Source organism: Luteimonas vadosa (assembly GCF_039543545.1).
Classification (GTDB): domain Bacteria; phylum Pseudomonadota; class Gammaproteobacteria; order Xanthomonadales; family Xanthomonadaceae; genus Luteimonas; species Luteimonas vadosa.
In genome coordinates this window covers 923,517-942,044 of sequence record NZ_BAABJY010000002.1, presented here as the reverse complement: position 1 = coordinate 942,044, position 18,528 = coordinate 923,517, and the positions used below count along the sequence as shown (strand labels likewise).

The following is an 18,528-nucleotide window of genomic DNA, read 5'->3' as shown; positions in this document are numbered from 1 at the left end:
AGGTGCCGGCCGTTTGGCACGGCGCCCCTTCCGCTACATCACCGCGAGCTGGCGGTTGTTGAACTGCCCAGGGAACTCGCGGGAGATCTCCAGCTTGCGCTCGATGGAGTCGATGATGGTCTCGGCGAAATTGACTTCGGCCATCTTGCTGCACGTGAACAGGTTGCCGGGACTGAACACGTTCACCTCGAGGATCTTGTCGCCGATGATGTCGATCCCGACCAGGAACATGCCGTCCGCGATCAGTTTGGGCCGGATCATCTCCGCGACGCGCAGTTCCCGCTCGGTGATCTTGACGGCGGCCGCCTTGCCCCCGGCATGGATGTTGCTGCGGATGTCGTCGTCCGAGTTCACGCGGCGCATCGCGGCGTACTTGTTGCCGATGCGCAAGGGGTGGCCGTTCATCATGAAAAGGCGGATGTCGCCCTTGTCGGCCTCGGGCACGTACTTCTGCGCGATGATGTAGCCATCCCGGGTGATGGCCTCGATCATCTGGTTGAGGTTGGACTTGGCGCCTTGCCCCACGAGGAACACGCCTTGCCCGCCCGAACCCTGCAAGGGCTTGAGGACGACCTTGTTCTTGTGCTTCTTGGCGAACTCCTTGACGTCCTTGGCGGTCTTGGTGATCAGGGTGTCGGCGCGCACCTCGCGCGGGAATGACTGGAAGTACAGCTTGTTGATGGCCATCGACAAACCGCCGGGGTCGTTGAGCACCAGGACGCCGCGCCGGCTCGCGCTTCGACCGAACTGGATGCCGATGTCCTCGGCCCATGGCCGGTCCTGCGCGTCGTTGGAGGGGTCGTTGCGGAGCATCAGGACGTCGACCTCGTCGATGTCGATCTGCCGGGTCTTGTCGCCGACTTCCTGCATGCTCTCGAAGAACTTGGTCGGATCCTTGCTCTTGGTCTTCATCTCTGGCGCGAAGCGGGCATGGACGTGGAGTTTGTCGTCCGGGCTGAGCATGAAGTCGCCCGGCGTGACGTAACAGACGGAGTGGCCGCGGCGTGCGCATTCATGCGCCAGCACGGTCGTGGTGTAACGGGGGTACTCGTCGTCCATGGAGTTGACGAAGAAGGCGATCAGCATCGACGGATCCTCATATCAGTTGCAACCAGGAGGGAGCCGTGCGTACGCGCTCTATGTTGCGCATCGCCTCCGGCCGGGAAAGGAAGGCAGGGAGCACTCCCGGGGGGGAGAGCATGCCCCTGGAAAGGAGCTCGTTGACCACCGGGACATGTCGTTCGGCGATCTTGCCGAACCAGAATGGGTCGAGGTCGTTGCCGGCGGCGATGAAGTCGAAGACCTGCTTGAGACCTCGCAGGTAGATCGCGTCCTTGGTGAGGCCGCCGGACCGGAAGACGCGTGCCACGATGTTGAACGCACCGCGCTCGCTGAAGCCGTATTGCTCGTGGAGCAGGCGGAAAGTCTCGACGAAGTCGGCATCGCCCAGCATCGCGTCGACGGCAACGACCCGGGCCGCGAGCAGCCGCATCCTCGCCGGGGTCATCCCGCCGACCGCGTATTCGGCGAACACGCCAAGTCCTTCCTGGATGCCTTCGTACCCGGCCAGGCCGGTCCCGAAGATCGTCAGTCCCTGCGCGTTCCCATTCACGCAGGTCAGCAGGTGGACGCTGACCTCATGCTGGAGCAGCGCGTCCATGCGGTCCCGCCGCATGCGCGTCGCCGTGGAGATGAGCAGCGATTGCCCGGAAACCATCAGGCCAGGCGCGATGTCTTCGCGCAACTGGATGTCCGCCTCGAAGCCGGGCAAGAGGGCGACATAGTCCTGCACGAGCTTCTCGGCCGCGCGGCGAACCACGTGGCAGTCCACCCACGCCGAAGGCGTACCCGACGGTCCGCGCGAGCCGTCGTACCGCACGAGGATCTGGCGCGCGTGGTCCAGCAACTGCGGCTCGACCCCGCCATAGAGCATCAGCGACGCCAGGCGGAAGTCGCTGGTGTTCCGGCATTGCAGCATCATCAGCTGCCGGTCGAGTTCAAGCTGCTTCTCCCTGAACAGCGTTTCGAGCACGGGATCTTCGGCCGCTCGGATGTCGATCGCGTACAGCCGGCGCTTCTGGTCCTCGGGACTCACCGGCAACGGCCGGTAGCGGAACACCGGTGCCTTGCGGCAACCGTCCGCCCGGAATCGCTCGAACGCCTGCACGGTGTTGATCGGGGAGACGCCGAGCAGGAAGTCGAAGGAGCGGCTGATCTGCCCCAGGGCGCGGTCGGCGTTCACCGCCGCCTCGATGAAGGCGCTGCGCCCGAACGACCGGTAGTGCGCGACCTGCTCCCCCGTCGCATGCTCGCTGAAGGCAGCCACGCATTGCAGCAGGGCGTCGAAGACGGTGATCTCGAGTTCGTGGAAGACCTGCGGGTAGATGCCTTCCTCGCCGGGAATGCGGTAGTTCTGCGGCAGGCCGACGGAGATGTGGGAGACGCCGGGACGGTGCGCGAGCAAGGCCTCGACCCCGGGCTCGGCATAGGCTTGCGAGACGAACTCGATCTCCGGGCGGCGCAGGTCGATGCAGACCTGGCCCAGCGCGGCTTCAAGACGGCGCACCGCGGCTTGCGCGGCGTCGTCGGCCGAGGCACTCAGGCAGAAGCGGAATGCTTCCAGCTCCGGGCTTTCGTCGTCCAGCCCATGGTCGCGTGGCAGGTCGTAAAGCGAGATCAGCAGGAATGCGCCGAACTGCGGCCGCTCCTGCTCGATGATGTCCGCGATGCTGCCTGGCGCGTGCGCATCGCCGGCATCGGACGCCGGCCAGGTGAAGTTGGCGGGGCTGATGATCGCGATGCGCCTTGCGAGGCTGCTGCCTTGCCCCGCGTGGCGGTTCAGGACCAGGAAGGGCATCGGCCGGTCGAGGTGTACGCGGCACTGGCCGTCCAGGTCGCAGCGGAACGGACCATCGGAGAAGTCGGCAAGCAAGCCGCCTGCCGGTTGCGCTTGCACGGTTCCCGCGTCACGCATCGAGCAAGCCCCGGCACGTCGCGGCGACGTGGTCGATGAAGGCGCGCATGGCGCCCAGGTGGGCCTGGTCCGGCTGCCCAGTCCACTCATCCATGTAGAACTTCTTGAACTCGATCGCGATCGCGCAGCCGCTGGATGGGTAGTGCGCGTGCACGAAACGAGTCAATTCGCCCCTTCCCTGGAACGCCACGTTCTCGCGGACATCGAGCTTGCCACCCAGATAGTCGAATTCGCGCATCGCTTCGATCAGTGGATCGAGCAGGAATGACCATCGTTCCCTGGGCATCGAGATCGTGCCGATGTTGATGTCCGGCGCGTCGGCCTGGGGCGTCGGCCGGGCGTCGGGTCCGTCGCGCCGGTGGTTGTAGCTGTGGACGTCGAGCACGACGAAGCGGCCGTGTTCGGCTGCCATCGAGTCCAGCAGCTGCCGCATCATCGCGTAGAACGCCTGGTGTATCCCCACCGAGCGTTGCACGAAGGCGTCATCCAGCGGGCTGCGCCAGACGTCCAGGCCCCAGGCCTGGTCCGGCGTGCGATAGACGGCTTCGCCGGCCGCGCGGTTCAGGTCGACTTCGAAACGGGAGCGGCCTGCGATGACGTGGGTCGGGACCCCTTTGACCGCCTGGCCGGTGAAAGGATCCTCCTCGCGCACCCTGTCGGCGTCCGGCAGGGCCATGCGTTCCCGGACCTCGGGCCTGAGGCCGGTCCCGTCGTGGATCGCCGTTGCGATGATGGGTCCGCTGCCGCGCTGCATCTCCCACCACGCGCAGGTGTCCCGGGCATCGGCGTCGCGCTGCACCATGGTCATTTGCTTGCCTTGCCTCCCTTCTGCTGTGGCAGACGCGTGGAGCAAGGTCCAGGCGCGTATTGCCTCATGATCCGGGACGGCTCGTACAAGCAGCGTGTACGCGATTCCGTGGGCCCGCGCCGGGCGCGACCACGTGCAGGAAGGAATTCGCAGTGCATGGACGGCAGGGTGCCTGGCCGATGGGCATGCGGCAGCCGTGTGTGGCCGACGGGCCGTCGCCACCTCCCGGGCTAAGCGGCCCGCTTATTCGCGCGGCGCGGTCGCGTCCAGCAGGTCATCGCCGCCATGGCGGTCCCGATCCTCGTCGATCTGGGGATCGAGGTCGTCCCTGGCACGGGTATCGACGGCATGTTCGCGGGCGGCGTCAGGCACCGGTTTGGCATCCTTCGCCGTGGACGGCTTTCGCTCACTCATCTGCACGCGGTAGATGGGCTCCGGCATGTCCATGCCCGCGTCCTCGAGCGCCAGCTTCACCCGACGGATCGATTCGCTCTTGACCAGCAGGAAGTCATGCGAGCGTTGGTCCACCCACGCCTGGTATCGCACCTGCACGTTGGAGTCGCCGAGCGCGGTGATCATCGCGCGCGGGGGCGGATCCGCGAGGATCCCGTCGATCCGCTGCAGCTCCCGCACGCCGATCTCCTGTGCTTCGACCAGGTCTTCCTCGACGCCGATGCCGACCTCGAAGTGGAAGCGGCGGCTGGGATTGCGGGTGTAGTTGAGCGTGACGCTGCGGAAGACGAGCGCGTTGGGGAGCCTGAGGTGGTTGCCGTCCAGCGTCATCAGGATGGTGGCGCGCGAATTCAGCGCGACGATGACGCCTTCGTTGCCGTCGATCACGACGTGGTCGCGCGGCGCGAACGGCTGGCGCAGGCTCATCAGGATGCCCGCGATGTAGTTCTCCAGGATGTCCTTGAAGGCGAAGCCGATCGCGACACCGAGGACGCCCGCAGTGCCGAGCACCGCGCCGACGAGCGCGGTGGCTTCCAGGATTTCCAGGGCGATCAGCACGCCGGCCAGCAGGATCAGCCAGCGTACGGTCGTCCGGGCGAGCTCGCGCAGGAACGGATTGCGATCCGCGACATGCTGCAGCGCCTGCCGCCGGGACAGCCAACCGCCGAACCGCCACGCCAGCCACACGATCGCGAGCGCGACGACGAACATGGGCAGGCCGGCCAGCAGTTCCTGGCCTTGCTCCATCACCCTGTCGGCCACGGGCTGCAGGGTCGTCGACTCGATGGGCGGCATGGGCGTGCGCGGTGTCCTGCTTCCAGGCTGGCCAGTCTAGCAACGGCCTGCGAAGGCGAAGTTCACCCCGATGGGCGCGGCTTGGAGCGCATTGTGGCAAAGGCCCGCGTCTGCGGGCACTGCATGGTGTGTCCTTGGCGCACGACCCTGGTTCGCGGGAGCGAAGCGTCAGGCCGCCTGGGCGACATGCCCCTGGTTGCTTTCCTGTTCCGTCGCTTCGCGAATGCCGGCGACCTGGACCGCGAAATGCAGGGTCTTGCCAGCCATCGGGTGGTTGCCATCCACGGTGACGGTTTCCTCGCCGACCTGCGTCACGGTGACGACCATCGGCCCCCGCTCGGTGCGGGCCTCGAACTGCATGCCGGGCTTGACCGCGCCGATGTCCGGGAAAGCGGCGTGGGGGACGTCTTGCACCAGGCCGTCGTGGTAGGGGCCGTAACCCTGTTCCGGCGGCACGTCGACCTCCAGCTTCTCGCCAACCTGCTTGCCGGCGAGCGCGTGCTCCAGGCCGGGAACGATGTTGCCGGCGCCGTGCAGGTAGCTCAGCGGCGCGTCGGCGGCGGACTTGTCGATGACATGGCCGCCGTCATCGGTGAGCGTGTAGTGGATCGTAGCGACACGACCGTCTGTGATCTCCATGGGAAACCTCTCGTTAGTCAGTGGGGGAGCGCGTCGGTGCGTGCACGACGCAGTGAAATTTGAACCACCGCCACCCTAGGTAAATCGTTGCTCCAGCGCAAGTTCCAACGGGAGAACGACCGCCTCAATGCCGGCGTTGCTTGTCGAGCACGGCCTCAAGCCGCGTCTTGAGCTTGTCGCAGGCGCCGCGTATCGCCTTTTCCATGTTCTCGTCGTCGTGCGAAACACCGATCGGCCGCTCATGTTCGATCCGCGCCTCGAGCGCGCACCGCTTGTCGTCGGCACCACCCTTGGCGGCGTTGCTGTCGGAAAGGAATACCTCGATTCGCGACAGCCGCTCGGAGAAACGACCGAGGTGCTGCTCGACCATCGAGACCACGCGCGATTCGAGCGCGGCATGGCCTTCGACGTGATTGTCGGTATTAAGCTGGATCTTCATTGACTACTCCCGCGGACTGTTGCGATGCGGACACGGTAGGCGGGTCGGCGTTGCGGGCCGGTGAGCGTGCTGGACGGTTCCCAGCACCCCCGTGAGGCCCGTCGCCATGACGCGTGGATGGCACGGCAGCCCCCGATCCATGTTCGCCGAGACACGCGATGGCGTTAGCATGCCTTGAGTCCCGCCCAGCACCGAAGGCCGCCGTCGATGCCAGCCGACACGAAAACCATCCCCCTGCCGGCACCGGCGCCCCTGTCCGACGAGGAACGGATCGCCCGCGCCCGGTTGTTCGCCGACGAATTGGCGCGGCGTCGAACCGTGCGCGACTACGCGCCGACGCCGGTGCCCCGCGCTGTGATCGAGCATTGCCTGCGTGCCGCCGGGACCGCCCCCAGTGGAGCCAACCAGCAGCCATGGCGGTTCGTTGCCGTGTCCGACCCTGCGGTCAAGCGCAGCATCCGCGAGGCCGCCGAGGCCGAAGAGCGCGAGTTCTACGAACACCGGGCTCCCGCGGAATGGCTGGAGGCGTTGGCGGCACTAGGCACGGACCCCGACAAGCCGTTCCTCGAAACGGCACCCTGGTTGATCGCGGTGTTCTACGAGCGGTTCGGACTGGATGCCGCCGGAAACAAGCAGAAGCGCTACTACCCCCATGAATCGGTGGGGATCGCGACCGGACTGTTGATCGCGGCCTTGCACCGCGCGGGCCTGGCGACGTTGACGCACACGCCCAGCCCGATGGGGTTCCTCAACCGAATCCTCGGCCGACCGCGCAACGAAATGGCGTACCTGCTGCTGGTCGCGGGGCATCCGGCGCAAGGCTGCCGCGTACCTGATATCCGCCGCTTGCCGCTGGACGATTACGTACGGTTCCTGTAAGCCCTGCCAAGTGCGTGCGGGGCGCGAGGAGCGAAGCGGCGTGGGGATGACGGCAATTCCGGCAAGTCAGGAAGGTGCGACCGCGTCGACTCCCACCGACCGCCTGTTCCTGGCGATCCTTCCCGGTCCAGGCGTCGCCGCGGACATGCAGGCGCTTGCGGTCTCTCTGTTCGAACGACACCAGGTGGAAGCCCGGGCCATGGAGGTGGCGCGCCTGCACATGACCCTGCACTTCCTGGGGGATTTCACCGGCGTACCCGCGGGGTTGCTCGCAGGCGCCGGGCGCGCCCTGGACCCCATCGAGACGGCCTGCTTCGACGTGGTCCTGGATCGCGCGCTGAGTTTCGATGGCGATCGCCGGCGCAGGCCATGGGTCCTGTCGGGGAGTGGACCAGGCACGGTGGCGCTGCGCGCCCTCCATGCGGAAACCGGCCGCAAGCTCGCTGCGGAGGGCGTGGCAGTGCAGGGCGGCCAGCCGTTCCGTCCGCACGTCACCCTGGGCTATGCACGAATCGGTTTACCGGCCAGCGCTGTCGATCCCTGCGTCATGCACGTGCACGAAATCGCGCTCGTGCGCAGCCATATCGGCCGGGCACGCCATGAGGTCTTGATGCGCTGGAAGTTGCGACCCCGAAGCTGAGCCGGGCGTGCAGCCTACTTCGAGGCGGTTTTCGCGGTCGCCTTCGTCGCGCCCTTCTTGGCGCCATCGGCTTCGCCCACCCGCGTCAGGACCTGGGTCACGCCGAGCACCTCGACCTTGCCGCCGGCTTTCTTGAAATCGACGAGGTCGGCTGAAATCCGTTCGCTGGTGACGCGCTTCTGCTCGGCCGTCTCCTTGGTCTTGCGCCCGGGCCTGCGGGTGCGTGCCTTGGGACTGGCTTTCGTGGTCGTGGTGGTGGCCATGGGGAACCTCGTGGTGGGGGCGGATGCGGGAAGGGGCGCAGGGCGCACTCCGTCGCTGCCCGGCAAAATCAACATTTCATTATGCGCGCCGGTGTGTTATTGGGGCGTTATTCCGGGATGCAACCACGTGATTCGAGCCTCTGGCGACCCGCCGCGCGGGTGATGGCGCACGTCGTCAGTCGCGGCGATAGCGCAACAATCGTCCCCGGAAGGGGGGTATGTCGTCCGGGTCGAGCCGGTCGCGCGTCTCGCTCGAGGCGAAGCCCTGGGCCTTGAGGGCGCGAGTGAACCCCGCGCTGTTGCCTCGGCCCGGGTCGGCGATGAGGACCTGCGAGCTGGCTCGCGCATGCCGCGTAAGCAGGTCGGCGACCTGTCGTGCGTGGTCGCGCTCGTAGAGGATGTCACTGCCGATGATCAGGTCGAAATCGCCCAACGTCGGATTGGGCGTGTCCCACTGCAACGTCCGGAAGGGGACCGACTGCAGGTCATTGAGCGCGGCGTTGTAGGCCAGGAAGACTTCCGCCAGCGGATGGTGGTCGCTGGCGGTGATGTCGGCGCCGCGCTGCCGCAGCACCAGGCTCGCCAACCCGAGTCCGCAGCCCAGCTCCAGAATCCGCTTGCCGGCGACCTGTTCGATGGCCATGGCCTGGGCGAGCAGCTGCCCCGCGGGCCAGACATGCCCGAACAAGCTCCATTGCGCGGACGAGATGCCAGCCCGTTCGGCGTGGCCGTCCGGATCGGCGTATTGCTGGACGTCGACCAGCGATCGGACACGCAGGTCCTGTTCGCCGAAGCGGAGGGTGCGGGTGTGGGTGTCGTAGCCTGGCATGACGCTCCCGTCGGGTGCCACGCTGCAAGCGATCGTGGATGGATGGTGGCCAGGAAGTGAACCTGGCCCGGCGGCCGGCGCCGTGGCGGCGCGGCAGGCAGCATCCGGAGTGTACGCCGCGGGAATCCCGTGATCGTCACGCCGTGATCGCGGCGAAACGAGCGCGCATCGAGCGGCACATTTGCTAATGTCGACTGCCCAGCATGCGATCCGGTGTAAACGTGTGAGGCAGGTACGCATGGCGCTCGCGGTGCACGGGGTGATGAAGCAATGACGTCCGCCCCGACCGTGCGCGGGGTGTCGCTACGGCCAATGGCCCGAAGCGATGAAGACCTTTACTGCCGGCTCTACTCCGATCCGCGTGTCATGGCGCACATCGGCGCGCCACTGCCGCCGGAGGCTGCGCGCAAGGCCTTCGGCCTCGCGTTGTCCCAGGATGCCGCGACGCCGCCCCTCGTGCGTTACTGGATCGCCTGCGAAGACTCCTCGACAAGGGGTTGCGGTCTGCTTGCCCTGAGGTTCGACCGAAACCGGTCCGGATCGGCCGAGATGGGCATCCTCCTCGAGCCCTCGGTGCAAGGCAGGGGCCACGCCTCCATGGCGCTGGCGGTCCTGGCCGAGCATGCCTTCGCCAGCTTCCCGCTGGAGCGGCTATGGACCCGGCATCGCGACGAGAACCGCGTCGTCGTCCGCCTGATGGAAGCCCTGGGCTTCCAGCGTGAACCTGGCAGCGCGGCGGGTGAGGTGCGCTGGTCGATGGGCCGGGAGGAATGGTTCGACGGCAGGCGTCGCCGCGTTGGTTTTGCAAGCAGCGGCGCGGGAAGCTAGATTGCCGCGTCGCAAGAGGGGATTGGAATGCACGGACCGGGTAGCCTGGTTTGCGTCGGTACGGGGATGATGCTTGGCGCGCACCTGGGGCCGCGCGCGCGGGCCAGCATCGAGCAGGCCGACGTGGTCTTCGCCGCGCTCTCGGACCCGCTGGTGGAACTGTGGGTGCAGCGGATGCATGCCGACGTGCGCAGCCTCCAGCCGTATTACAGAGAGGGCAAGCCCCGGCACGAGACCTACGGTGAAATGGTCGACGCCATGCTCGCCGAGGTCCGCGGCGGTCGGCGGGTGTGCGGTGCGTTCTACGGACATCCCGGGGTCTTCGCCCGCGTGCCGCACATCGCCATCGCCAAGGCGCGCGAGGAGGGCTTCACCGCGACCATGGAGCCCGGAATCTCGGCCGAAGATTGCCTGTATGCCGACCTTGGCATCGACCCGGGCAGCGTCGGCTGCCAGCATTACGAAGCCAGCCAGTTCATGTTCTACAGACGGCTGGTCGATCCCTCGGCCTACCTGGTGCTCTGGCAGGTCGGCGTTGCGGGCGACCGCAGCGTCAGGCGGTTCAGCACCGGAAGACCCTACCGTTCCCTGCTGCTGGATCGGCTTGGCGAGGACTATCCGGCGCAGCACTCCATTACGCTTTATGAAGCTGCTACGCTCCCGATCAACCAGCCGCGTACCGAAGTCATGCCGTTGGCGCAACTGATCGATGCCGACCTCAGCCTGCAGACCACCCTCGTGATTCCCCCGGCGCGACCCCTGCAACGCGACGAGGCCATGCTCGCCCGGATTGCCCAGCTCGACGGGACCCAAGCGCACACCGTTTCCGACCAACACTGAAGAAGGGGAGCCGACAATGTCCGATGCCATCCAGTTTCTCGAAACGCTGGGCGCGAGCCCGGCTGCCTCCGGCTTGCACGATGCCGGATATGCCGAGGCGCTCGCCGCACTCGAGCTTGAACCTGCGCAGGAGCAAGCCCTTGCCGGACGCGATGCCGGGGCGCTGTCGCGCCTGCTCGACGGCCGCCCGGCGATGTTGTGCATGATCGCAACGCCCGATGGCGGCGAAACCGAGGACGCGCCGGACAAGTCCGACGACGACGGCGAGCAGCCCGACAGCACCGAAGACGCGCCGGACCAGGCCGATCGACCGGACTGAGCCGGGCGCGATGTAGCAGGAGGAGGGCCATGGACGCGGGGACCTGCCGGGCCGCGGTGCTGTCGGTGCTGCTGTGCATCGCCGCGGCGCCGACGCACGCGGACCCGGGTTTCGAGGCAAGGCTGAAGCGGGCCGACGCCCTGCGCACAGCGGATGCTGCCGGGTTCGCGCAAGCCCTCGACGAACTCGACAGGACCGCGGGGGCCGCGACAGCCGCGCAAAAAACGAAGCTCCGGCTCCTGCACGTCTACCCGCTCATCCTGCGGGGCGACTATGCGACCGCCATCCGGGAACTGCAGGCGGTCATGGCCGCGGCAGGCAGCGTGGACACCCAGTACCGCGCCGGCGCCATGCTGGCGAATACGTACGCCATCACCCGACAGTTCGAGCGTGGGCTGAAGACGCTTAATGTCATCCTCCCGCTCAGTGGCGAGGTCACCGATACCGACACGCGCCACCACGGCTACGCAGCGGCGGGCATCCTTTACAACCAGGTCGGTGAATTCGGCCTGGGCCTGGACCACGCCAACCGCATCCTGGCTGAAACGCCCAGCCGCAGGAACCGGTGCATCGCCGGGAACCTGAAACTCGAATCGATGCAGGGACTCGGGGAGGCGCCGGACGAGGCCTCCCTCCAGGCCGCGATCACGCAATGCCGCTCGGTGGGCGAGCCGATCCTTGTCGGATTTTCCAGGACCTACCTGGCCCGAAGCCTGTTCGCCGAGGGTAAGGTCGCCAAGGCGATCGACACCCTGGAACGCGACCTGCAGGAGGTCGAGGCGACCGGCTATCCGCGGCTGATCGGGGACTACCATGCCCTGCTGGCCGAATACCGCCTGGCCCGTGGCGATGCTTCCGCGGCCGAACGCCACGCCGAGGCGGCGATCGCGCACAGCGCGACCCTGGACAGTGCGCAGTCCCTTGTCTCCGCGTACCGGACGCTCTACGAGATTGCCGACCGGAACGGCGACCTCCGGACGGCCCTGCAGCGTTATCGGCAGTTTTCAGTGGCGGACAAGGCGTATTTCAACGACGTCAAGTCGCGAGAAATGGCCTACCAGGTCGTCCGCCACCAGTCGTTGCAGCAGGAACAGCAGATCGCCTTGTTGAACCAGCAGAATGCGCTGCTCCAGCTGCAGCAGCGCGTGCAGCAGCAGTCCGTGCAGAACAGCCGCCTCGGGATGCTGATGCTCTTCCTGGTGGTGGCGTTCGTGGTGCTCTGGGCCGTTCGGACGAAACGGGTGCAAATGTCCCTGCGGCGGATGGCGGAGACGGACGCGCTGACCGGTGCGAGCAACCGGCACCACTTCACGCGGCAGTCGGAAGCGACCCTCGCCCAGAGCGCCGCGGCAGGGGAAGACGCGGCGCTGATCATGTTCGACCTCGACCACTTCAAGGCGATCAATGACCAGTACGGGCACGCAGCGGGCGACTGGGTCCTGCGCAAGGTGGTCGAGACCTGCCGCCCGGTCTGCCGGCAAGTGGATTGCTTCGGGCGCCTGGGAGGCGAGGAATTCGCGGTGCTCCTGGCCGGGCACAACCTGCGCTCGGCGTTGCGCCTGGCGGACGATTGCCGGGTGTGGATCGCGGGGATCGATACCACGGAGAGCGGCCACCGGTTCCGCGTCACCGCCAGCTTCGGCATCACCACCACGCGCATCTCGGGGTACGACCTGACCCGGTTGCTGTCCCATGCCGACCGCGCGCTGTACCGCGCCAAGCGCGGTGGTCGCAACCAGGTGGTGGCATTCGAGGAGTTCGCGCCGCTGGCGCCCCCCATCGACCGGCCACCCGCAGGCGAGCCCGCAACCGAGGATCCGGAAGCAGCGGAGACGCGGCCATCCGACTTCCCTTCCCGCGGCGACCTCACCGGGCGCGCGGGCGGGGCCTGATCCATGCGAGCGGCGCGGCCACCGCAAGCCCCTTCCCGGTGAGGCTATGATCGCCCCATGTCGAAGCTACTGTTGAACCTGCGAATGGTCCCGGAAGACGAAGCCGACGACGTGCGCGGCTTCCTGGACGACCACCGGATCGAGTATTACGAGATCGAGCCCAGCCGCTGGGGGATTTCCTTTGGCGGCATCTGGGTGAAGCATGACGCGGACATTCCCCAGGCCAAGCGGCTGATGGCCGAGTACCAGGCAAGGCGCCGCGACGCCGCGCGGGAAGCTCACGACGCCGCGCGACGCGACGGGACCGCCGAGACCTTCGGCGACATCGCCCGCCGGGAGCCGTTGCGGGTGGCGCTGACCGCGCTGGCCATCGTGGTCCTGCTCGGCTTGATGGCCTTGCTGCCGTACTACCTGATGCGCCGATGAGCGTTGGGCCGGAGTCCCGGTCAGCCGTGCATGGCGCAGACCTTTCCCCCACTCCGGACGATTCTCCGGCAGGGGCAGCGACGAAGCGCCGGGTATTGTTCGCCAGCCTGATCGGCACCACGATCGAGTTCTTCGATTTCTACATCTATGCAACCGCGGCGGTGCTGGTGTTCCCGGTGCTGTTCTTTCCGGCCGGTGATCCGACTTCGGCGACGCTGCAGTCCCTTGCGACCTTTGCCTTGGCCTTCTTCGCGCGGCCGGTAGGGTCGGCGTTGTTCGGGCACTTCGGGGACCGCATCGGCCGCAAGGCGACCCTGGTCGCGGCTTTGTTGACGATGGGCATTTCGACCGTGCTGATCGGCCTGTTGCCGACTTATGCGCAGATCGGGGTCATGGCGCCATTGCTGCTGGCGTTGTGCCGGCTCGGCCAGGGCCTGGGGCTGGGTGGCGAGTGGGGCGGGGCGGTGCTGCTGGCCACCGAGCACGCACCGCCCGGCAAGCGCGCCTGGTACGGCATGTTCCCGCAGCTCGGTGCGCCGATCGGGTTCTTCCTGGCGACGGGAACGTTCCTGCTGCTCACCGCCGCGATGAGCGACGACAGCTTCTTCTCCTGGGGATGGCGGGTGCCGTTCCTGGCCAGTGCGGTGCTGGTCGCGGTCGGGCTCTGGGTGCGCCTGAGCATCGAGGAAACGCCCGCGTTCCGGCAGGTGCTGGCCGCGCGCTCCCGGGTGCGCCTGCCGATGGCCACGGTGTTGCTTTCGCATCCGCGGGCGCTGCTGGCCAGCACGTTCGCGTCGCTCGCCACGTTCGTGTTGTTCTACCTGATGACGGTGTTCGCGCTGAGCTGGGGCACGTCGGCGCTGGGATACACGCGCGAGCAGTTCCTGTGGCTGCAGATGGTGGCCGTGCTGTGCTTCGCGGCGACGATCCCGCTGGCCGCGGTCCACGCGGACCGCACTGGCCGGCGGCGGACGATGATCATCGCGACCGTCCTGATCATCGCGTTCGGCGTGTTCTTCGCGCCATTGTTCGTGGCGGGAGACATGGCCGGGACGCTGCTGTTCCTGGTCGTCGGCCTGGGCTTGATGGGGATCACCTACGGCCCGTTGGGCACCCTGCTCGCCGAGCAATTCCCCGCTGCGGTGCGGTACACGGGTGCGTCGCTGGCGTTCAACCTGTCCGGCATCCTGGGCGCGTCCCTCGCGCCCTACATCGCCACCTGGTTGGCGGGCCGGTACGGGCTTGCTTCGGTCGGAGGCTACCTGGTGGTCGCGGGCATCCTGACGCTGGTCGCGCTGCTGGCGATCCCCCGCGACCAGGCGCGCTAGGCGCCGGGCGCCGGGTCAGGCGACCTCGCCCGCGGCCCGGCCCGAGGCCCAGGCCCACTGGAAGTTGTAGCCGCCCAGCCAGCCGGTGACGTCGACCACCTCGCCGATGAAGTACAGGCCGGGGACGTGCCGCGACATCATCGTCGTCGACGACAGGCCATCGGTATCGACGCCGCCCAGCGTCACCTCGGCGGTGCGGTAGCCCTCGGTGCCGCTGGCGATGACCGGCCACTGCCCGAGGGCGGACGCGATCTCCCGCAACGCACGATCGCCGAGTTCGCGCATCGGACGGTTGCCGAGCCACTCCTCGCACAGGCGGTGTGCGAATCGGCGTGGCATCAAGTCCGCCAGCACGGTCCTGAGTTCCGCGGCGGGCCGTTCACTGCGCTGCGCGCGCAGGTGGGCTGCAACGTCGAGGCCAGGCAGGAGGTCGAGCCGCAGCGCATCGCCCGGTTGCCAGTACGAGGAGATCTGGAGGATCGCGGGTCCGCTGAGCCCGCGGTGGGTGACCAGCATGGCGTTGCGGAACGATTGGCCGTTGCAGGACGCCTCCACCGGCAGCGCGACGCCGCTGAGGTCGCACAGTCGCTCGGCATGGCGCCCGCTCAGGGTCAGCGGCACCAGCCCCGCGCGGGTCGGCAGCACGTCATGGCCGAACTGGCGCGCGAGCTGGTAGCCCAGGCCACTGCCTCCCAGGCTGGGGATGGAGAGGCCGCCGCTGGCCACCACCAGCGACGCGCAGTCGAAGTCGCCTGTCGATGCGCGGACCAGGAAGCCATCGCTGCCGCGCGCCACGGACGCGGCCTCGCATTCGGTGACGACGTGGACCCCCGCGGCCTCGCATTCGTCCAGCAGCATGCGCACGATGTCCTTCGACGACCGGTCGCAGAACAGCTGCCCCAGCTCTTTCTCGTGCCAAGGGATGCCGTGCCGGTCGACCAACGCGATGAAATCGGACGGCGTATAGCGGGCCAACGCCGACTTGCAGAAGTGCGGGTTGGCCGAAAGGAAGTTGGCGGGGGTGGTGCCGATATTGGTGAAATTGCAGCGCCCGCCGCCGGACATGAGGATCTTCTTGCCGACCTTGTTGGCGCGTTCAAGGACCACCACGCGGCGGCCGCGCTGGCCGGCGGTCAGCGCGCACATCAGGCCGGCGGCCCCGGCGCCGATGACGAGGACATCGCAGGCGCTGGACATCAGCGGGCGGGGTGCCGCAGGCCGTCAGGCACGAGCAAACGATTGCATGTGCAACGCCACGCGACAGCGACATGGCGTCGTATTGGCGGGTACGCTAGGCCGGTGGCGACGAGGGCAGGGGAGGCGGGCATCGTCGCAGGATAACGCCCGGGGCAGCGCGCTTCGCCGTTCCGCCGCGCAACCGGCGCGAACGCGCAACGGACCCGGAGTCGGCAGCGCCGGTCACGGCCAGTAGAATGCCGCGATGCTCAGCCATATCGCCGCCTATCGCTTCACGCCGATCCACCCACCCGATGCGCTGGCTGCAAGCGTCCACGCTTGGGCTGGTGACCTCGGGTTGAAAGGCAGCGTCGTGGTCGCGGCGGAAGGCATCAACCTGTTCCTGGCGGGCGAGTATGAAAGCGTCGCTGCGTTCGTGCGGGAGCTGCGCGGGGATCCGCGCCTGGCCGCCATCGAAATCCGCGAGACCCGGTGCCGGTCGCAACCTTTCGGGCGGCTCAAGGTGAAGGTCAAGCCGGAGATCATCACCTTCCGCAGGCCGGATGCCTCGCCGCTGGCATCGCGCGCCCCCGCGGTCGCACCCGCGACCCTGGCGCGCTGGATCGGCAAGGGCTGCGACGACGAGGGCAGGCGATTGGTGCTGCTGGACACGCGCAACCGGGAGGAAGTGGCCCACGGAACGTTCGGCGGCGCACTGAGGCTGCCGATCGACAACTTCACCGAGCTGCCCGAAGCGCTGGCGCCGCATCGCGATGCATTGTCCGACGCCACCGTGGTGGGCTTCTGCACCGGCGGCATCCGCTGCGAGAAGGCGGCGAGGTGGATGCAGGCGTCCGGCATGGACCATGTGCTGCAGCTCGACGGCGGCATCCTGGGCTACTTCCAGGCCGTTGGCGGCTACGGCTACGACGGCGCCTGCTTCGTCTTCGACGGTCGCGTCGCGGTCGATCCGGAGCTGCGTCCCGTCGGTGCGCCCGAGGCCGGGCAGGCACGGGCGGCAGCATGAGCTGGATCGGCATCGTCCTGGTCATCGTCGGCCTGTATCTGGCATTCAAGCTGGTCGGTTTCGTGCTCAAGCTGGCGATGTGGTTGCTCGTGGTACTGGGGGCGTATTGGGTGCTGGCGCCACTGTTCGACTGGCCCCCGCTGGCGGAAGTCGTCCACGTGCTCGGACCGGGATAGGAGGTCGCGATGTCGTACGTGCGTTGCCTGCGGGGCATCGGCTCTGGCGTGGAGTATCCGGCCGACGTGCCCATGAACCTGGACCCGGTGGACGGGCGGCCCGTGCAGATGGTGCTCGACCTCGAACGCCTTGCCGCCGAGAAGCCCGGTGCGGCGTGGTACCACCCGGGCCGCCGCGACATGTGGCGGTTCGGCGCGCTGATGGCGCTGGACATCGACGACCCGGACGATGCCCGGCACATCGTGGCGCTGGGCGAAGGCTATAGGCCGTTGCTCGATTACCGCTCGCATCCGCTGGCCCGGCAGGCGGGCCTGCGCCTGCAGGTCAAGGACGAAGGCAAGGCACGTCCGGGTTTCGGCGCCAACCCCACCCAGAGTTTCAAGGACCGGGGCATGGCGATGGTGGCGGCGCAGGCGCGCAGGCTCGGCATCCCCAGGCTGGCGGTGCCGACGCAAGGCAATGCCGGCGACTCACTGGTGCGCTACGCGCTGGCAGGCGGCCTGTCGGTGGTGGTTGCGATGCCCGACGACACGCCGTTACCGATCCTCGGCGGCGTGGCCGCGGCTGCGCACCGGCATCCCGGCCGGGTGGTCCTGGAACTCGCCGGTCCGACCATTCGCGAGTCCGGGGCCTTGCTCAAGGACAAGTACATCCCGAACGGCTGGTTCTCGGTCGCGACCTTCCAGGAGCCCGGCTGGCGCATCGACGGCAAGAAATCGCTGGGCCTGGAGCTGGCCGAACCCGCGCCGGGCGAAACACGCTGGACGCTGCCCGACGCGGTGGTCTATCCCACCGGCGGCGGCACGGGCGTGCTCGGCATGTGGAAGGCCTGGGACGAACTCGAGGCGCTCGGCCTGCTCGGCAGCGCGCGCCCACGGATGGTGTGCGTGCAGAGTGCCGCGACCGCACCGCTGGTGCGCGCCTTCGACGACGGCGCCGAGGACACCACCCCGCTCGACGCCGGCGCCACGTTGGCGACGGGGCTCAACGTGCCCGGTGGCGTCGGCCATTTCCGGGTGCTGCAGATCGTGCGCGCCAGCGGTGGCGCGGCGGTGGCGGTCGACGAGGCCGACATTGCGTCCGAGCTGTCCCGGACCTGGCGCGAAACCGGCGACTGGATCTCGCCCGAGGGCGCGGCCTGCCTGGCGGCCTTGCCCCAGCTCCTGGACCGGGGCTTGCTCAGGCGCGGCGAGCGCGTGGTGGCGGTCAACACCGGTTCGCTCGAAAAATACCTGCCTGCACTGCGCCACCTGCTGTGACGCGCCTTGCCATGGAATCGAAGCCCCGCGAAGGAGCCATGCCACGATGAGCGACCATGAGGTCCCGGACACCTGGCGGCAGGACGTGCAGGACATCGGCCGGATGGTGCGGGCCGTCTATGCCTGCATCTCCGGCCCGGCAGGCGCCGCGCGGGACTGGGACCGCTTCCGTTACCTCCACCACCCCCGTGCCTCGAGCCTGCGCACCGTCGTCGGGCCCGATGGCGTAACCCGCGCCGCGGTGTTCGACGTGGAGTCCTACATCGCGGACGTCTCCCCGTTCTTCGCGGCCAACGACTTCCACGAAATCGAAGTGGAACAGCAGGTCCGCCGTTTCGGGCAAGTGGCCCACGCGTGGAGCCGCTACGAGGCCAGGCCGTCGCCCGGGTCCGGCGAGCTGCTTAAGCGTGGCGCCAACAGCATTCAGGTGTGCCACGAACAGGGTCGCTGGTGGATCTTCAGCACGATCTGGGACAACGAGCGACCGGGTTTGCCTGTCGATCCCTGGTAGCGGTTTACCGCAGCCGACAGTCGAAT

General features: G+C 67.8%; 21 protein-coding genes. 12 read left to right on the top strand and 9 right to left on the bottom strand.

The window, feature by feature from the left end; all coding sequences use genetic code 11:
• Window positions 1-33: 33 nt before the first annotated feature.
• The 6 genes from ABD970_RS10205 to ABD970_RS10180 all read right to left on the bottom strand — a co-directional run bounded on the left by ABD970_RS10205 (window position 34) and on the right by ABD970_RS10180 (window position 6,108).
• Window positions 34-1,086: a glutathione synthetase gene (locus ABD970_RS10205; protein ID WP_345295357.1), complete on the bottom strand. Its 1,053-nt coding sequence runs from the start codon at window positions 1,084-1,086 to the stop codon at window positions 34-36.
• A 10-nt stretch (window positions 1,087-1,096) separates the two neighbouring features.
• Window positions 1,097-2,974 (bottom strand): flavohemoglobin expression-modulating QEGLA motif protein, encoded by a 1,878-nt coding sequence (locus ABD970_RS10200; protein ID WP_345295356.1) that lies wholly within the window; start codon window positions 2,972-2,974, stop codon window positions 1,097-1,099.
• Entirely contained in the window at window positions 2,967-3,782 is an 816-nt protein-coding gene (locus tag ABD970_RS10195) for an N-formylglutamate amidohydrolase (protein WP_345295355.1), read from the bottom strand. The genes ABD970_RS10200 and ABD970_RS10195 overlap by 8 nt, the downstream gene beginning before the upstream one ends.
• Before the next feature lie 243 nt (window positions 3,783-4,025).
• Window positions 4,026-5,030, bottom strand: coding sequence for a mechanosensitive ion channel family protein (locus tag ABD970_RS10190; protein WP_345295354.1), 1,005 nt, complete (start codon window positions 5,028-5,030; stop codon window positions 4,026-4,028).
• Between the two features lie 168 nt (window positions 5,031-5,198).
• Window positions 5,199-5,669, bottom strand: a complete 471-nt coding sequence (locus ABD970_RS10185) for an FKBP-type peptidyl-prolyl cis-trans isomerase (protein WP_345295353.1) — start codon at window positions 5,667-5,669, stop codon at window positions 5,199-5,201.
• A 124-nt stretch (window positions 5,670-5,793) separates the two neighbouring features.
• A complete protein-coding gene (locus tag ABD970_RS10180; RefSeq protein ID WP_345295352.1) occupies window positions 5,794-6,108 on the bottom strand; it encodes an HPF/RaiA family ribosome-associated protein in 315 nt (104 codons plus the stop codon).
• Between the two features lie 207 nt (window positions 6,109-6,315).
• Here ABD970_RS10180 and ABD970_RS10175 point away from each other — a divergent pair, with 207 nt between their 5' ends.
• Window positions 6,316-6,987, top strand: coding sequence for a nitroreductase family protein (locus ABD970_RS10175; RefSeq protein WP_345295351.1), 672 nt, complete (start codon window positions 6,316-6,318; stop codon window positions 6,985-6,987).
• 46 nt (window positions 6,988-7,033) lie between these two features.
• On the top strand, window positions 7,034-7,627 hold the full coding sequence (locus ABD970_RS10170) for a 2'-5' RNA ligase family protein (protein WP_345295350.1): 594 nt from the start codon (window positions 7,034-7,036) through the stop codon (window positions 7,625-7,627).
• Between the two features lie 14 nt (window positions 7,628-7,641).
• Here the strand turns inward: ABD970_RS10170 and ABD970_RS10165 are convergent, their stop codons facing one another.
• Together ABD970_RS10165 and ABD970_RS10160 are read right to left on the bottom strand one after the other, a co-directional pair.
• The gene (locus tag ABD970_RS10165) at window positions 7,642-7,890 is read right to left on the bottom strand and encodes a hypothetical protein (protein ID WP_345295349.1); all 249 of its coding nucleotides are present in this window, start codon (window positions 7,888-7,890) and stop codon (window positions 7,642-7,644) included.
• Between the two features lie 175 nt (window positions 7,891-8,065).
• Complete coding sequence (locus ABD970_RS10160; protein WP_345295348.1) at window positions 8,066-8,719, bottom strand: class I SAM-dependent methyltransferase; 654 nt, start codon at window positions 8,717-8,719, stop codon at window positions 8,066-8,068.
• Window positions 8,720-8,989: 270 nt separating this feature from the next.
• On the opposite strand from ABD970_RS10160, the gene ABD970_RS10155 reads away from it, so the two are divergent.
• The 6 genes from ABD970_RS10155 (at window position 8,990) to ABD970_RS10130 (ending at window position 14,352) form a co-directional block, all read left to right on the top strand.
• Entirely contained in the window at window positions 8,990-9,547 is a 558-nt protein-coding gene (locus ABD970_RS10155; RefSeq protein WP_345295347.1) for a GNAT family N-acetyltransferase, read from the top strand.
• A gap of 27 nt (window positions 9,548-9,574) precedes the next feature.
• Window positions 9,575-10,387, top strand: coding sequence for an SAM-dependent methyltransferase (locus tag ABD970_RS10150; RefSeq protein WP_345295346.1), 813 nt, complete (start codon window positions 9,575-9,577; stop codon window positions 10,385-10,387).
• 16 nt (window positions 10,388-10,403) lie between these two features.
• On the top strand, window positions 10,404-10,706 hold the full coding sequence (locus tag ABD970_RS10145; protein ID WP_345295345.1) for a hypothetical protein: 303 nt from the start codon (window positions 10,404-10,406) through the stop codon (window positions 10,704-10,706).
• A 29-nt stretch (window positions 10,707-10,735) separates the two neighbouring features.
• Entirely contained in the window at window positions 10,736-12,598 is a 1,863-nt protein-coding gene (locus ABD970_RS10140; protein WP_345295344.1) for a tetratricopeptide repeat-containing diguanylate cyclase, read from the top strand.
• 57 nt (window positions 12,599-12,655) lie between these two features.
• Window positions 12,656-13,024, top strand: coding sequence for a DUF6164 family protein (locus ABD970_RS10135; protein ID WP_345295343.1), 369 nt, complete (start codon window positions 12,656-12,658; stop codon window positions 13,022-13,024).
• 95 nt (window positions 13,025-13,119) lie between these two features.
• Entirely contained in the window at window positions 13,120-14,352 is a 1,233-nt protein-coding gene (locus ABD970_RS10130) for an MFS transporter (RefSeq protein ID WP_345295342.1), read from the top strand.
• Window positions 14,353-14,367: 15 nt separating this feature from the next.
• Here ABD970_RS10130 and ABD970_RS10125 read toward each other — a convergent pair whose 3' ends face one another.
• Entirely contained in the window at window positions 14,368-15,549 is a 1,182-nt protein-coding gene (locus ABD970_RS10125; RefSeq protein WP_345295341.1) for a BaiN/RdsA family NAD(P)/FAD-dependent oxidoreductase, read from the bottom strand.
• A 244-nt stretch (window positions 15,550-15,793) separates the two neighbouring features.
• Here ABD970_RS10125 and ABD970_RS10120 point away from each other — a divergent pair, with 244 nt between their 5' ends.
• From ABD970_RS10120 to ABD970_RS10105, 4 genes are read left to right on the top strand one after another with little or no spacing between them, the layout of a single operon-like run.
• Window positions 15,794-16,555 (top strand): sulfurtransferase, encoded by a 762-nt coding sequence (locus tag ABD970_RS10120; protein ID WP_345295340.1) that lies wholly within the window; start codon window positions 15,794-15,796, stop codon window positions 16,553-16,555.
• The gene (locus ABD970_RS10115; protein WP_345295339.1) at window positions 16,552-16,731 is read left to right on the top strand and encodes a hypothetical protein; all 180 of its coding nucleotides are present in this window, start codon (window positions 16,552-16,554) and stop codon (window positions 16,729-16,731) included. The genes ABD970_RS10120 and ABD970_RS10115 overlap by 4 nt, the downstream gene beginning before the upstream one ends.
• 9 nt (window positions 16,732-16,740) lie before the next feature.
• Window positions 16,741-17,991: a threonine synthase gene (locus ABD970_RS10110; RefSeq protein WP_345295338.1), complete on the top strand. Its 1,251-nt coding sequence runs from the start codon at window positions 16,741-16,743 to the stop codon at window positions 17,989-17,991.
• A 46-nt stretch (window positions 17,992-18,037) separates the two neighbouring features.
• Window positions 18,038-18,502, top strand: a complete 465-nt coding sequence (locus ABD970_RS10105; protein ID WP_345295337.1) for a hypothetical protein — start codon at window positions 18,038-18,040, stop codon at window positions 18,500-18,502.
• The last annotated feature ends 26 nt before the right edge of the window (window positions 18,503-18,528 follow it).